The organism is Flavobacteriaceae bacterium HL-DH10 (assembly GCA_031826515.1).
GTDB lineage: Bacteria > Bacteroidota > Bacteroidia > Flavobacteriales > Flavobacteriaceae > Thalassobellus > Thalassobellus suaedae.
Genome location: CP134536.1, coordinates 1770616 through 1787367 on the forward strand (window position 1 = coordinate 1770616; position 16752 = coordinate 1787367).

Consider the following 16752-nt stretch of genomic DNA (forward strand, 5'->3'; position numbering starts at 1 on the left):
TTTATTCTGAAATTGTAATCCATCGTTTAGCCTCATTACCAAATTCATCAACAACAGTAATAAGGTGTTTACCTGCTTTAGGAATAATAGCTAACTCGTGAATGTCTTTAGTGCTTCCAATATACCTTTCATCAATATACCAAAATACTGTTGTTTCAGGTTTTGAATGCGCTATTTTTAAGATGAGATCATTCGTTTTTCCATCAAAGTCTTTTGGTAAAAAAATGGTGTTATTTTCTTTCGGATAGATAAATTGAATAGACACCCTATTTTCACCTAAACAATCATCTCTAAATTTTGGCAACGGTTTATAAAACGGGTTTTTAGTTTTGTAATAATAAGCCATTAGTGGAGGTAATACAAACCAAGATTTATGCTTTATGTTATTGATGTCTACACATGAGGAATTTACTTGAAATGTTTCTGTTTTATCTAAATGCACAAGAATATGATACGGACAAGGCTCTGTTTTTAATCCGCTTATTTGGATAAATTTATTTTCTATATCATCGCAATTTTGTGACGCGCGATAGCCACTTTTTTTACAAATCGATATTTTTTGCATGTCGTCAAAAGGTTTTGAAAACCAATCGCTGTTTGGTAATAAATCGAACACATCAAATAAAATAGGTGCTGCTGTTTGCACACCAACTAATCCTGGTCGACCTTCGCCATCGGCATTGCCTACCCAAACACCTACTACATAATCTTTGGTGCTTCCAATAGCCCAAGCATCACGAAATCCAAAGCTAGTACCTGTTTTCCAGGCAATTTGTTTAGAGCCATCAAAAAACTCCCAATTTTCATCACTTTCAGGTCTGTTTACTTCTTTTAAACTTTCATAAGTTAAATAAACAGAAGCGGCATCAAATAAGGTTTTATCATTTGTTTTTTTTCCGAAGTCAATATGTTTTGAGGCTAGAAAAGTAGGTTCGCAAAATTCATTTGAGAAATATTCGCTAGAAGTTTCAGAATAATGATTTAAGGTTGAAGAAAGTGCTGCATAACTTTTACATAAATCCCATAAGTTGCTTTCGGCACCACCAAGAATTAAAGATAATCCATAATGATTGGCATTATATTTTAAATCTTTAAGATGTAATTCTTTTAGATAATGGTGAAATCTATCCAATCCAAATGTTTGTAACATACGAACAGCAGGCACATTTAAAGACCTTGATAAAGCGCGACTAGCAGGTACAGCACCATCGTAGGTTTTATTATAATTTTCAGGGTTGTAACTTCCAAATTGAGTTGGCACATCGGTAACTAAAGAATTAGGAAGCATATCGCCAGCATCTAACATGGCTGCGTATAAAAAAGGTTTTAAAATACTACCTGTGCTTCGGGGTTTATTAATAATATCTACATCTTTTTGATGTGCTTTATCAGTTGGAGTGTTGCCTATATAAGCTAAAACTTGTCGTGTTTTCACATCTAAAACTAAAACGGCAGCATTGTAAATTTCATTCTGACTTAATTGGTTATAATGACTTTTAACAATATGATTAACTCGTTTTTGAAGTTTAGCATCTATAGTTGTTTGTATGCGTTTTCCTTTATTTAATTGCACTACTTTTTGTAATAGATGAGGTGCTGTTTGAGGCAGCGGATAGGGTTTTTGTGGCAGGCCTTCTATAATAGATAAGTTATAAGTAAGTGAATCTATAATTTGATTTTTAAGTAATTTTTTAAGAAGACTATTCCGTTTTTGTAACAATCGTTCTTGATTTTTACCTGGGTAAATTAAGCTAGGAGCATTTGGTAGGACTGCTAAGGTGGCGTTTTCTGCCCAAGATAACTCGTTTGCCTTTCTATTAAAATAACGCCATGAAGCGGCATCGAGTCCAATAACATTGCCTCCAAAAGGCGCATTGCTACTATAATAGGCTAATATCGTTTCTTTTGATGCTCGAAATTCTAATCTTGTGGCTAAAATAAGTTCTTTTAGTTTTTCAAAATAAGTTCTTTTTTGTCCTTTTCTAGATAAGCGAATCACTTGTTGTGTTAGTGTACTGCCTCCTCTTTTTATGCCTCCAGACTTTAAATTATTTCTTAAAGCTTTAAATATTGAAATAGGATTAAACCCCGGGTGTTTATAAAAGTATTCATCTTCAAATTGAATAATGCAGGTTTTAAATTTTTCAGGAACACTATCGTTATATGGAAACCGCCATTGTCCATCTGAAGCTATTTGTGCTCCTAAAAGTTCATTATTTGCGCTTGTTATTATAGTAGCTGTAGGGTCTTTAAATAACAATTTTGGTAAACAAAAATAATAGGCAATCAAAATGATGGTTATGATTACAGATTTTATTTTATGATGTTTTATGTAGTTTGTTATTTTGTTCATTTTTTACCCTTTCGTCTTTGATTTCTTTTCTGAAATCAAATCCACCTTCCCTTTTTTAAGGGAAGGAATTGCTTATAGTTTTAATTTGAAGTCACGTTCCATTATAATGTTTCAATTTTTTTAAATTCTCCTCCTTGTTTCAAGGAGGAGTGGATTTGGTTTCCCTAAAAGAAACCGAAGACGAGGTGGTTTTAATCTTTAAAATGATTTGCTATCTCATCCAAAACTTCAGGTAGATTTTCAAAAACTAATTTGTTTTCAAATCGAATGACTTTAAAACCTAATTCTTCTAAAATTAGAGTTCTTTCATGATCATAATTTTGTTGTGCAAAATCTAAATGAATAGCGCCGTCTAATTCTATTATTAGTTTTTCTGAAGGACAGTAAAAATCTACTATAAAATTTTTAATGCTATGTTGTCTTCTGAATTTTCTGTTTTTAAGTTGTTTTCTTTGAAGAGATTTCCATAATGTAGCTTCTGCTGGAGTTAAATTTTTTCGTAATTCTTTTCTCCTTTCTTCTAAGTATTTATAGTTGTGAATTTGTTTCATGTTTTTAAACTTATAGATTTTTTAACCCTTCCGTCTTTAAATCTGATAAGATTTAAATCCACCTTCCCTTGTAAGGGAAGGAATTGTTTCAATTAAAAATTACGTTTTATTATAATAGTTTCTACTTTTTAAATTCTCCTCCTTGTTTTAAGGAGGAGTGGATTTGGTTTCCCTAAAAGAAACCAAAGACGAGGTGGTTCTAAAAACCAACTATTTTTCAACAGTAACCCATTGCCCTTTAGTTCTAACCAAATAATCATTATCATACATGGCTTCCGCTTGTACGCCGTATAAATAATAAGTTCCTAAATAGGATGCATTTAACATGACATTAAAGATTTTAGTGCTATGTTTTCCTTTTTCTGGTAAATCGAAATAGAAATTCACACGATCGTCTCTAATATCTGTAAAGCGCGCTTGATTTGTTGTTGAGCTTCCAAAATCTGTAAATCGGGTGTTTACAATTTCCCAACCCGATGGGAAAATTTGAGTTAAAGCCACATCGTTGACTCGTTCATCTTTTAAATTACTCACATTTACGGTAGCCACAAAATCTTGTCCTTGTTGTAATTTTGAAACATCAATTTTATTCCCTTTTAAATCCTTATAAGCGATAGCAATACTTAAACCTCGTTGTTCTGCTAACTCTTGTCCTAGCGGTAATTTTCCTGAGTTTAAAATACGTACATAAACTAAATTGCTTTTGTTGTTTGTAAATGACAAGGTGTTGCTACCATCAAGAACTTGTAATGTGCGTTCTGCAATGGCGTTTTTAGAATTAATAGTTTCTGTTTTTCCATTAATACTGTAATTTAAACTTAATGCTTTTCCGCCATTGGCATTTACTATTTTTGCCATAGCTAACAGACTGTAAGCCGTAGTTTGTGTGCTCATCCAGCGGTTACTCGATAAGTCTTTAGCAATATATTCGGCTAGTTCGCGTATTTTAGAGTTTTTGGTAAGCACCATGGTTTCTAAAGCCATGGCACGATTTCTATCAACAGAACCATAAGTATAATAACTGTAACGAAGGGGTTTAAAATTAATATTTGCCGATTGCGAAATGTTATCACTCGTTTCTTTTTGTCCGACTAAAGCATAGGCTGCTGCCAATCGCCATTTAGCTTCATTTGAAATCTCTGAAAATTCTCGTAAACGGTTCATACTTGCTAAATCGGCACTTCCTACCAATGCTAATGTGTACAATCTGTATGCTTGAGCAAGATCAGAATTATAATTTCTGTAGCTTGGACGCCAATCTCTTGCGGCTTGTTTTTGATATCTAATCCAGTTACTTTTAAAGGTTAGTGGTAATACAAAACCTTTCTTTTCGGCTTCAATTAAAAAGTGTCCCGCATAACTAGTTCCCCAATCGTTTGCAGAGTTTTCACCCATCCAATAGCTCATACCGCCATTTGATCTTTGAAAATGACTTAAACGTTTTATGCCGTTTTCAATATTGGTTTGAATTTGTTGTTTTTTATCGAAGGTTAAATCGAAAATATCACCCAAGAATAACTGTGGAAACACGCTCGATGTGGTTTGCTCTAAACAGCCATGAGGATATTGGATTAAGTATTGTAACCTACGTGAAAAATCCATAGGCGGTAATGTTGAGAATTCTATAGTAGCAGTATTTGTTCCAACAACCCCAAAGGTTGAAAAATCAGCTGTTTTGCTAGTGTTTGCTTCTAAAGTTTCATCAATAGTTTTTGAGGTCAATGGGTTTGGATTTACAACATCTAACTCGACTTTATAAGTTGATTTTTCGCCATTTCCAGTAGCGATAACTTCAACAGTATTAATACCTTTGGCTTTGCTAACATCTAATTCAAAATAAGTCATTTGCTCATCGGGGTTTGCAAAAGCAAGTGTTTTCGTTTTTTCGCCAACAATGGTAATGCCGTTACTTAATTTTAAGCTGATTTTTACATTTTTCACTTTAGGCTCCATAGCAAATACGGTAACCGGCAACGTTACTTTTTCACCTGGGCTTAATTTCCGCGGAAGCGAAGCCAAAACCATAAGTGGTTTTTTAACTTCAACCGATTTGTCTGTGCTGCCGTAAGCACCATCGTTATTGTTTCCTGCAACCACCATAGTACGTACTGCACCAATATAGTTTGGTAGTTTTATAGTGTGTGTTTTGGTTTTGCCTGCCTCTAATTTAAAAGGTCCTAAATAAGTAACTACAGGTTTAAACCGATTGGCTTTTTTGTTTTTTCCGCCAGCTGCACTTCCGTCTCCACCAATAGCAAATACTTGGTCTATGCTTCCTGAATATGCGCCAATAACATCATCAAATACATCCCAAGTTTTTACGCCAAGCGCTTCACGTTTATAGAATTCGTTCCATGCATTAGGCGTTTTAAAACGGGTTAAATCGAGTAAACCTTCTTCAACCATAGCAATGGTATAGGTCATGGCTTTTTTGTTTTTTTCTGAAACATGTACTTCAAAGGTTTGCTCCGGGCGCAAGGTATTTGGCATTTTTAATTCGGGTTGTAATTTGGTATTTGGGTCTTCAACCATCATAGGAATAACTCCATATAAACGAATAGGTAAATCGTTAGCCGATATAGCATGTGGTTGTAATAATGAAATATTCACAAATACATTAGGAGCCATTTCTGAAGTTATAGGAATATCGACAACCGTTTCACCTTGTTTGGTTTTTACCCATTTATAATCTAATACTTCAGTGCCATTTTCTATGCTAACTAAAGCACGACCTTCGCTACCTGAAGCAAAGGTTATTTTAGCTGTTTCTCCAACATTATATTTTTCTTTATCGGCAGAAAACACTAACATTTTAGCAGCTTCTTTATCGCTAGATGGCGCTTTTTGCCACCAATTTTTATAAAAATAAGCGGTTCTTCCTGTAGCGTGACCACTTACAGGATCTGATACTCTAATGAGGTAACGCCCACGATCATTATCCGGAATTTTAAGTTTGAAAGTTCCTTTTCCGTTGGCATCGGTATTTATTTTTGAAGTGATATAAGGTCTGTGATAACTACTAGACACATAGCTTGATAAATCGTCGTAAGAGGAATTCCACCACCAACGCCATTCAACTTTATAAACTTTAACTTCAAGATTATTTCTTTTTATTGGTTTTCCTTTTGCATCAACTACAACGACATCAAAAGTTTGATTTTCATCTGTAAAATAAGAGCCATAGGCGTTTCCTTTAGGAGAACGTAACCCTACAAAAAATTTATATGGTGCATATTGTTTGGTAAACGCATCCATAGAGAAATCGCCACCGTTTTCAAAAGCACGCACTAAAAACTGCACGTTTAACATACCGGGTGCATTTTTACCAACTTCTAGCTTTTTATTTATATTGGCTGTACCAGCTTCATTTACTTTACCTTCAAATACATTAATTTCTTCGGTGTTAAATTGACGTGTCGGGTCGTTAAACGTATAGTCTTTATAGTTTTTAAAACTCGTATACGAATTGCTGAATTTTGCTTTTACTTCAGCTTTCAAGTTTTTTCCTGGAGCGCCATGAAGCCATTTTACATCTAAAGTTCCTTTTAAAGGTTCGGTACTTGTAAGGATATCATTTTCAAAATCTATCTTAATTTTTAATCGGTTAGGTTTTACAGCTTCAATTTTTAAACCTTTATAAAATGTAGCACCACCAACCGATACTTTAGCATTGTAATTTCCTGTTTTATTTTCGGTAGATGTTGGAACCGTGAATTTATAGAAGTTATCCAGATTATCTATTGTGACATCTTTATATACTAATTTCCCATTAGGATCTGTGATTTCCATTTTAACAGGATGTCCTTTTGGCAATGGGTTTGAAATATCGTTAAGCATGAAAGTTAAGTGCAACGTATCTCCTGGTCTCCAAACACCACGTTCGCCATAAATATAACCTTTAAGTCCGCGTTGTAATTTGTTTCCAGAAACATCAAATTTACTTAAGGAAAGTGAGTTTCCGTCGGCTAATTTAACATAGGTTGTATTTTTTCCTTTTGATATAATGGCAAAGGCTGCATGTTTTTCGGCATCAATAGTGACTAAACCTTCGGTATCGGTTACAGCAGTTTCAAGTGCTTGTTGCTGAAAATTATAAAGCGTAACACTAGCATTTGTTTCTGGATTGGTGTTTAAAATATTAGTAACAGCAAAATAATAGGAGTTATTAGCGCTTCGTTTTGCAATTACTCCCAAGTTGGAAGCCAGTAGATTTTGAGAGACTATTTTGTTTTCGGTATAATATGCAACATGGCAAGGGTTGTTTTCTTCACGCCAATTATACCTGTAGTCTTTATATCGGTATATTAAATTGTCCCAATATTGTTCTTCGCGTAAATCTTTATCTTTTGATGCTTCGGTATAATTGTCCTCGTAATCGTCTTCTTCATAATAATCGTCATAATCATCATTTTTAGAATTTGAAGTAGATGTATTTGCATCACAATTGTAAAGCGAATAACTTTTATTATAACTTAGTTCAACACGATAAATAGCGCCAGGATCTGCGTTAATAAATTTAGATAAATCGATGCTATAAGCTTTCCATTTACCTGTATTTTCAGCTTCGGTTTGTAATTGTATAGTTTGTTTTGCAATACGTCGCCCCACTTTTTTTATATCGTAGGTATTACGACTATTTAAATTATTGTCTTGCAGAAATTGAAGCACATTATCTTCAAAAATTTTAATGACTCTAACATCAATAGCGCTTAAATTTACAGCTTCAAAATTGAATTTTAAGGCTTCAGAATTTGGCAAAATAGTACCATTACTTATTAATCGTACTTGAGGCTTTAACTCTTCAAAAGCAATGGTTTCAGAAAATGGTTTTTTAAGTTTGTAGTTATCGGTGTTTTTGATGCCTTCAAATACATCAACCTGAATATGTCCAACTACTTTACTGTCCGGATATACTTTTAATACATTGCCATTTACTATATATTTCGGGTTTTTTACTTTCTGAATGGTTACTAAGCCATCAAAATTTTGTTGTTTTTTTAAAGGATCGGAAAAGTTGATTGAAAGATGTTGTTCTGGGAATTGAACGACATTTACGTCTATAATAGAAAAGTTATTGATTCCAGGGATAACCAGTATACTTTCTCCTTTATTAGAGGCATTTATAGGCTTTCCGTTCCATGAAACAAGAATTTCACTGTCTTCAATTAATCGATTAATACTATCAATTTTAAACTCAAAAGTTTTAGCTTGTTTATTCGCTTCATTAAAAACAAGAGATAGGTTTTTGTTGTTTTGAGAGGCTTTTACCAATTGTTTCGCTTCCTTAATAGAAATAATATCTGCCGATTTTATAACACCTCCAATATATTGCCAATTTTTACTGTACGATTGTAAATTATTTGTAATCACATTAAAGTTTGGAGTCATGGTTTTAAACTGAAAGGTGTAGTTTTTAAAACCATCAGGTATGTTTTTATAAAGACTATTTAGTTTAACAGAAACGGTGTATTCCGTATTAGGTTCTAAAAAGTCATCAGGTTTAAAAAGTAAGGCGTGCTTGTTTAATGCGGTTAATTTTCCTTGTACATTGGGTGAAATAGAAAGAATATTCTCTGTTATTTCTTCATTCATTTTCCAGCCTTCAACGTCGTTTGTTAAGCTAATTTCTATAGGACTTGCCACAGATGTTAAGCCAGAGGTTGTGTAACTTATATAATATTTAAACTTAAAAAGATTATCGGTTTCGTTTACTTTCTTGTTACATGAAGTGGCAATTGCTAATAAAATTACAAAAACCAGTAGTCTTTTTAATGACATAATTTAGAAGGGTTTATATGAAAATGAACAGATTGAAAAGAAAGCGTGAGATGTTTCTTGTTAATAGTTACGTTCAGATTTTAAAGTTTAGATTTTAGGGTTTGTTAATTTGTTCTTAAAGTTAAGCGTTTTTGGTAATTATCGATATTAAATTTTGACTAATAAATGAGTTATTTATTTATGGGGAATGCAATATATAATATGATTGTAAATTTCAGTAAAAACGACTTTTTATTGCTATATTCGTAAATAATCTTAGTATGAATAACAAATCAATAAAATATGAAAGCTTTAGGAACTGATTTTGGTATAAACGAGGCGCTTAAAACCTTAGGTGTTAAAACTATAAATGAAGGCACTTCAACAGGTTTAACTACATTTTCTAATGGCGATATTATTGAAAGTTATTCGCCAGTTGATGGACAATTAATTGGAAAAGTAAAAAGCACTACAAAAGCTGATTATGAAAAAGTGATGGACGCAGCAACAACTGCTTTTAAATCATGGCGAACTATGCCTGCACCACAGCGTGGAGAAATTGTGCGTCAGTTTGGAGATAAGCTACGAGAGAAAAAAGAAGCTTTAGGAAAATTGGTGTCTTATGAAATGGGTAAAAGCTACCAAGAGGGTTTGGGTGAAGTTCAAGAAATGATAGATATCTGTGATTTTGCTGTGGGACTATCACGTCAGCTTCATGGTTTAACCATGCATAGTGAACGTCCAGGACACCGTATGTATGAGCAATACCATCCATTAGGAGTTGTTGGTATTATTTCTGCATTTAATTTTCCTGTTGCGGTTTGGGCTTGGAACACGGCTTTGGCCTGGGTTTGTGGTGATGTTTGCGTTTGGAAACCAAGTGAAAAAGTACCCCTTTGTGGCATTGCTTGCCAGAATATAGCTGCTGAGGTTTTTGTAGAAAACAATTTGCCAGAAGGGATTTCTAATTTAATAAATGGCGATTATAGAGTGGGTGAGTTTATGACTAAAGACTCAAGAATTCCATTAATTTCTGCGACAGGGTCTATACGAATGGGTAAAATTGTGGCGCAAGAAGTAGCTGCTCGTTTAGGAAAAAGTTTATTGGAGTTGGGTGGTAATAATGCTATTATTGCAACACCAGATGCCGACATTAAAATGACGGTTATTGGTGCTGTTTTTGGCGCTGTTGGTACTGCAGGACAACGTTGTACCTCTACCAGACGTTTAATTATTCATGAATCTATTTACGATAAAGTTAAAAGTGCTATTGTTGATGCCTATAAACAATTACGAATTGGAAATCCGTTAGATGAAAACAATCATGTGGGACCATTAATTGATAAAGAAGCTGTAGAAATGTATCAAAACGCTTTAGAACAAGTTGTTAAAGAAGGTGGGCATATTATTATTGAAGGAGGAGTACTTTCTGGTGAAGGCTATGAAAGTGGATGTTATGTAAAACCTGCCATTGTAGAAGCAAAACCAGATTTTAAAATGGTACAGCATGAAACCTTTGCACCTGTTCTCTATTTCTTGAAATATTCTGGAGCTATTGAAAATGCCATTGAGATACAAAATGGTGTGGTACAAGGCTTAAGTTCGGCCATTATGACCAATAATTTACGGGAAGCTGAGCGATTTTTATCTGTTCAAGGATCAGATTGTGGAATTGCTAATGTTAATATAGGAACATCTGGCGCTGAAATTGGTGGTGCTTTTGGGGGTGAAAAAGAAACTGGCGGCGGAAGAGAATCTGGTTCTGATGCCTGGAAAATTTATATGCGCAGACAAACCAATACGATTAATTATACAACAGAGTTGCCTTTGGCGCAGGGTATTAAATTTGATTTGTAATTAATTGTTAAGACATAAAAAAACCTTGCCCCAATGCCGATTTTTTTCGGGAGTGACAAGGTTTATATCTAAAAAAGATTAATAGCATTGCGAATTTAATATTTTTTCTTACGTTTTCAAAATTGTAAAGTTAACTTAAGGTTAAATTTATTAACAAATGTTAACTGTATTTTACTTTTCGTAATATTCTTAAAGACTCTTTGTAAGACTGATATAGACTTTCACTATGTTTTTTTAAATATGGTTTTGCTTCATTAAGTTTGTCAATAGCATCATGAAATAGATTTAGGTAACAAATTAGGTAGGTTACAGGTAAGTTCTTTAAATCTAATTCTTCAGCTTTAGTAAATGACAATCCTTTTTTTAGTTTTTCTAAAATAGCATTATTAGTATTATAAATATGATGCAATACTTTTTTATCATATTGAGGGGGTTCAAATAAAAGTTTGGTTTCAATATTATAATTGGCATTGTTTTCAAAACGAATATTAGTTTCTTCAAGTTGGTAATATTTATTTTGATTTTGAAATCCAAGATTTACATATTCAATAATTTTAAAACTATCTGCATCAAAAGAAATGGAAACTTCATCTAGAGCAGAAAAAAATAAACGGACTTGTTCATTTATCAGTTCAATATCAACTCTAGAAAAGAAAACTTCGTCTTTAACTATTTTTTTTTGTCCTGCCCAACACACCACAAAATACTCCTTAAAAACTTTGTATTGTGCATTGTAATCTTTTCGGGTATTCATAAACTCAAAAACACCATTTAAAGTATGTTCTATATTGTTTTGAGCGTTGTTTTCAATAGCTTCAACTATTTTAGAGTTGGTATCTTTTATTGCAACATCAAATACTTTTGGCATGCTCATACTACCATCTCTAAAAAAAACAGAACCTCCATAATATTTCCAGATGTTTTTTCTAAGCGACGTAATTTTATCTATGGCTCTAATAGTTACTAAGCCAACAACTTTGTCGTCTGGGAGATGTGGAAACGGAATGTTTTCGTATTGGACTATTGGTGGATTTGTTAAATAAGCATTAATAAGATTTTGAATTTTGCTATCATCAAAAAAATCGACACCAACAATATTATTGTCTTCATCTTCTACTCCAATTACAATATATGAGTTGTTTTTAGGATTACTGTTTGAAAGCGCACATACATGTTTTAAAAACTTAGCTTTTCCTTCTTTATGGCTGATATCAATTTTTCGCTTTTTATCATAAAAACTGTTCTCATCATTATGAGCTAAAAGGTGTTTTATAAGTAGGCGTTTATTAATCATAATTCTCATTCCTGCGAAGGCAGGAATCTTATTGTTTATCATTCCAAATTTGATTTGGAATTCATATTATAGTAATTCAATTTCTTTTAAAAGGTTTTCTCTTGCTTGTTGTTCAAACTTATTTTTGTAAAATTCAGTGAAATATAAAGTTTTTCGTTCTAAAAAATGCTGCAACACTTTCTTCCTTCCTTTTTTGTATATGAAATCAGGAAACATAGCATATTCTTTTCTTATGTTTTTAATATAAGTTTCATATGTTTTCCAGTCGCTTCCTAAAATTGATAAATCAATGTCTAATAAATAGGAATTATCATTATTTTCTTTTAGAATTAGTTCATGTTTTTTGGTTGAAATAATTAAATTTTTAATCGTTTTTAATCTTTTTTTGTCAAAATTTAGTGATTTCAATCTTTTTCCAGCCAAAAGTGCACTTTTCTCTTCATTGTTGTTTTTGGTAGGTTTGTAAATAATATCATGATACCATATCGCTAGTAAAAAAGTATCATAATTTGTAATATTTGATTTTATTGTTTTAGTATGATTAAACATTGCTGCGATATGAGATAGATTGTGATAATGACGAATTTTAAGAGTGTATTGTTCTTCAATTTCTTTCCATAATAAATTAATTAAAGATTGATCTGAACTAAACTTTGTTATTAATTGAAACCATTCTTTTTTTAATTCGTTAATCATAGTTCCTTTTTAATAGTACTACTATTCGCCTGCGCTGTTGGAAATACCAATATATCAGCAATATTTACATGAGGCGGACGTGATACTGCAAAATAAATAATCTCTGCAATGTCTTTTGCTTCAAGTGCTTTAAAGCCTTTGTAAACGCTATCTGCAATTTTATCACCTTTAAAACGCACTTGAGAAAATTCAGTTTCAACTAAACCAGGACTAACAGCTCCAACTTTTATTCCAAACGGATTTAAATCAATACGCATACCTTCGGTAATTGCTAAAACAGCGTGTTTGCTGGCACAATAGACATTGCCTTTTGCGTAGACTTCTTTACCCGCCGAAGAACCAATATTAATGATATGTCCAGATTGTCGCTCTGTCATTTGTGGTATAATAGCTTTACTTACATATAAAAGACCTTTTACATTGATGTCTATCATGGCATCCCAATCATCAATACTACCTTTGTTTATTGGGTCTAAACCGTGTGCGTTTCCTGCATTATTGATGAGAATATCTATGTCTTTAAAGTTTTCTGGAAGTGATGCGATAGCATCAAACGTAGCTTCTTTATAGCTTACGTCAAAATTTAAAATATGAACGTTTGTTAACTTTTCTAAAGCTTTTTGTATGGTATTAAGTCGTTGTAATCGTCTTCCACAAAGTATTAAATTAATACCATTTTCTGCAAATTTATAGGCTGTTGCTTCACCAATACCACTGGTTGCACCTGTTATTAGGGCTGTTCTTGTCATTTATTTGAATTCAATTTTTCGCATTTAATGTATGTTTTTTTGCAATTCACATATAAAAATACTTAAAAACGGATTAAAAATTTTATTATTACCTATTAATTCTGTTCGGGTTAAACAAATTGTTATAAAGTCTAAAATGAAAGTTATCCCGTATATTAAGATATAATCAAAAAAACTTAATGAAAATGAAAACACTAAAAAAATTAATTTTACCTCTATTATTTTTAACATTTATATTTTCTTGTGATAATTCAAACTCTGGTGGCGAAAACAAATCAGCACCTTCAATATCTGTAAAGCTTGTTGATGCTCCAGGTGATTTTAAGGCGGTTAATGTTGAAATCGTTGATGTTATGATTAAAATGGATGATGACACCGAAGGCGATAATGGCTGGATGTCGCTAGAAGTTCAAAATGAAACTGTTAATCTTTTAGATTTTACAGGTGGACTTAATAAAGTTCTTGTAGATCGTTTTCCAATACCTGAAGGTACTTTGAGCCAAATGCGTTTAGTATTAGGTGATGGAAACACCATTGTTATAGAAAATGATTTAAATGAAGATAAGGAATATGACCTTAAAACACCGAGTGCACAACAATCGGGTTTAAAACTTAAAGTAAATGCAGCTATAGAAGCTGGCTATACCTATGATTTTATTTTAGATTTTGATGTTGAAAAATCAATTGTAAATGCAGGAAACTCTAGTAATATCATTTTAAAACCAGTGCTTTATGTGAGTACTGAAGCAAGTTCAGGAATAATTGAAGGGATAGTTGAGCCAAGTGACGTCGCTTCAATAGTAACGGTATTAGTAGATGATATGGGAACTGAAGAAACTGATGATGATTTTATTATTTCAGCAAATACAGATGAAAGCGGAGCATTTGCCTTATGGGGTGTTCCAGAAGGAACATATGATGTTATTGCTATGCCATTAGATGAAGAATCTGATTATACTGAAGGTTCTGCTTTAGCAGTTTCTGTTATTAATGGTCAAACTACAATTATAGGAGATCCAATTCAATTGGATTTTAAACCAGGTTCAATTAGTGGTGATGTAACAAATGATATTGTTGTAACGGTTACAGTTAAAGATAGTGTTACTGAAGAAGTTGTTGCAACAATAGATTCAAATGCTAATGGTGAATTTCTTTTTGAAGAGATTCCTGTAGGGGTTTATACAGTAACAATAAGTGCTACAGATTATGTGTCGCAAATTTACTCAAAAGACAGCTCTACTGACGTTTTAGTTACTGCAAACACAGAAACAGTTTTAGATGTAATAACATTAGAGGCTATTTAAAAAAAAATCTAGATATTAAAAAAAGAGCATCACTTTAAGTGATGCTCTTTTTTTTACCAATAATTGGCAATACTTGAAAAATATTTTAACCAATTGTTAACAGGCTTTAACGAAAAATTTTAACAATTTGCATGGCTCAAATAAGGGCAGTATATTCGAGCTTTTAAAAAATTAAAAATGATGGAAGAAACCAGTACAATTGATATTAAGACAATTAACGAGAAAATTGAAAAGGAAAGTGCTTTTGTTGATTTACTAATGCTAGAGATGAACAAAGTCATCGTAGGACAAAAACACATGGTAGAACGTTTGCTAATTGGTTTATTAGGACAAGGACATATTCTATTAGAAGGTGTTCCTGGTTTAGCAAAAACCCTTGCCATTAATACTTTGGCACAAGCTGTAGATGGGAGCTTTAGCAGAATACAATTTACACCAGATTTATTACCAGCAGATGTTACAGGGACTTTAATCTATAACATGAAGCTTAATGATTTCTCTATAAAAAAAGGACCTATTTTCGCTAACTTTGTTTTGGCTGATGAGATTAACAGAGCACCAGCAAAAGTGCAATCGGCTTTATTAGAAGCTATGCAAGAAAAACAAGTAACTATTGGTGATGAAACTTTTAAGTTAGATAAGCCATTTTTAGTTATGGCTACGCAAAACCCTGTAGAACAAGAAGGAACCTATCCGTTACCAGAAGCACAGGTAGACCGTTTTATGCTTAAAACGGTTATTGATTATCCGAAAATTGCCGAAGAGCAATTAATAATGAGAGCTAATTTAAAAGGCGCTTGGGATAAAGTAAATCCAGTAGTTTCGGTAGAACAAATTTTGAAAGCTCAAGAGGCTGTTCGCGAAGTGTATATGGATGAGAAAATTGAAAAATATATTCTTGATATTATTTTCGCAACGCGCTATCCTGAAAAATATAAACTAGCCGATTTAAAACCACTAATTTCTTTTGGAGCATCACCTCGTGGAAGTATCAATATGGCTACTGCAGCAAAATGTTACGCTTTTATTAAGCGTCGTGGTTATGTTATTCCAGAAGATGTTCGTGCCGTAGTTTATGATGTATTAAGACATAGAATAGGCATTACTTACGAAGCAGAAGCCGAAAATGTAACATCGGTAGATATCATCAATAAAATAGTAAACGAAATAGAGGTACCATAAAGAGTTGGCAGTATTTCAGTTATCAGTCTTCAGTACTTACTCTCATGTAAATAATACTGAACACTTATACTGAATACTATTTTGTGACTGCTTACTGCATACTGAACACTGCATACTGAAAACATGGATACTAAAGAATTACTAAAAAAAGTACGTAAAATTGAGATTAAGACACGTCGGTTGTCTGATCATATTTTTGGAGGTGAATATCATTCAACCTTTAAAGGGCGTGGAATGACTTTTAGTGAAGTGCGTCAATATCAGTTTGGTGATGATGTTCGTAATATAGATTGGAATGTTACCGCACGATACAGCGAACCATTTGTAAAAGTTTTTGAAGAAGAACGCGAACTTACCATGATGCTTATGGTAGATGTTTCGGGTTCAGAATTATTTGGAACAAATGAGCAATTTAAAAATGAAGTTGTTACCGAAATAGCAGCTACCTTAGCGTTTTCTGCAACACAAAATAATGACAAAATAGGACTTATTTTATTTTCTGATAAAGTAGAATTATATATTCCTCCTAAAAAAGGGCGTTCTCATGTGCTTCGTATTATTCGTGAGCTTATAGAATTTAAACCGGAAAGTAAACACACAAATTTAGCAGAAGCATTAAAGTTTATGCAAAATGTGATGAAGAAAAAAGCCATTGTTTTTGTACTGTCTGATTTTATAGCAGATGATTATCATCAAACTATGAAAATAGTATCCAGAAAACATGATGTTACTGGTATTAGAGTTTATGATAAGCGTGAAGAAGAGATACCTAACTTAGGCATGGTACAGATGGAAGATGAAGAAACTGGCGAGTTGATGTTGGTTAATACAGCTTCAAAAAAAGTACGGCTAAATTACGGGAAGTTTTATAATGAAAAGGTTCATTATTACAAAGAAAGTTTTACAAAGTCTGGTGCAGGTGCTATAGATTGCCGTGTAGATGAAAGCTATGTAAAAAAGCTGTTAGGATATTTTAAAAGAAGAGGATAATTTAAGTTAAAAGTTAGAA

The 16752-nt window shown here is 32.8% G+C and carries 10 protein-coding genes; 4 read left to right on the forward strand and 6 right to left on the reverse strand.

What is annotated here, in order from left to right; genetic code table 11:
• Position 1: 1 nt before the first annotated feature.
• From pbpC to RHP49_07740, 3 genes are all read right to left on the reverse strand, one after another.
• Positions 2 to 2353 (reverse strand): penicillin-binding protein 1C, encoded by a 2352-nt coding sequence (gene pbpC, locus RHP49_07730; protein ID WNH14133.1) that lies wholly within the window; start codon positions 2351 to 2353, stop codon positions 2 to 4.
• Between the two features lie 191 nt (positions 2354 to 2544).
• Positions 2545 to 2904: a DUF559 domain-containing protein gene (locus RHP49_07735; GenBank protein WNH14134.1), complete on the reverse strand. Its 360-nt coding sequence runs from the start codon at positions 2902 to 2904 to the stop codon at positions 2545 to 2547.
• Between the two features lie 210 nt (positions 2905 to 3114).
• Positions 3115 to 8682 (reverse strand): MG2 domain-containing protein, encoded by a 5568-nt coding sequence (locus RHP49_07740; protein ID WNH14135.1) that lies wholly within the window; start codon positions 8680 to 8682, stop codon positions 3115 to 3117.
• A gap of 282 nt (positions 8683 to 8964) precedes the next feature.
• Between RHP49_07740 and RHP49_07745 the strand changes: the two genes are divergently transcribed.
• On the forward strand, positions 8965 to 10518 hold the full coding sequence (locus RHP49_07745; protein ID WNH14136.1) for an aldehyde dehydrogenase family protein: 1554 nt from the start codon (positions 8965 to 8967) through the stop codon (positions 10516 to 10518).
• Between the two features lie 160 nt (positions 10519 to 10678).
• On the opposite strand, the gene RHP49_07750 is transcribed toward RHP49_07745, so the two are convergent.
• The 3 genes from RHP49_07750 to RHP49_07760 form a co-directional block, all read right to left on the reverse strand.
• Positions 10679 to 11812 (reverse strand): ATP-binding protein, encoded by a 1134-nt coding sequence (locus tag RHP49_07750; protein ID WNH14396.1) that lies wholly within the window; start codon positions 11810 to 11812, stop codon positions 10679 to 10681.
• A gap of 66 nt (positions 11813 to 11878) precedes the next feature.
• Positions 11879 to 12508 (reverse strand): hypothetical protein, encoded by a 630-nt coding sequence (locus tag RHP49_07755; protein ID WNH14137.1) that lies wholly within the window; start codon positions 12506 to 12508, stop codon positions 11879 to 11881.
• Positions 12505 to 13257 carry an SDR family NAD(P)-dependent oxidoreductase gene (locus RHP49_07760; protein ID WNH14138.1) on the reverse strand — a complete coding sequence of 251 codons (753 nt, stop codon included), beginning with the start codon at positions 13255 to 13257 and terminating at the stop codon, positions 12505 to 12507. The genes RHP49_07755 and RHP49_07760 overlap by 4 nt, the downstream gene beginning before the upstream one ends.
• 185 nt (positions 13258 to 13442) lie before the next feature.
• Here RHP49_07760 and RHP49_07765 point away from each other — a divergent pair, with 185 nt between their 5' ends.
• From RHP49_07765 to RHP49_07775, 3 genes are all read left to right on the forward strand, one after another.
• Complete coding sequence (locus RHP49_07765; protein ID WNH14139.1) at positions 13443 to 14561, forward strand: DUF4382 domain-containing protein; 1119 nt, start codon at positions 13443 to 13445, stop codon at positions 14559 to 14561.
• Positions 14562 to 14741: 180 nt separating this feature from the next.
• Positions 14742 to 15743 (forward strand): MoxR family ATPase, encoded by a 1002-nt coding sequence (locus RHP49_07770; protein WNH14397.1) that lies wholly within the window; start codon positions 14742 to 14744, stop codon positions 15741 to 15743.
• A 123-nt stretch (positions 15744 to 15866) separates the two neighbouring features.
• The gene (locus tag RHP49_07775; protein WNH14140.1) at positions 15867 to 16733 is read left to right on the forward strand and encodes a DUF58 domain-containing protein; all 867 of its coding nucleotides are present in this window, start codon (positions 15867 to 15869) and stop codon (positions 16731 to 16733) included.
• Positions 16734 to 16752: the final 19 nt, after the last annotated feature.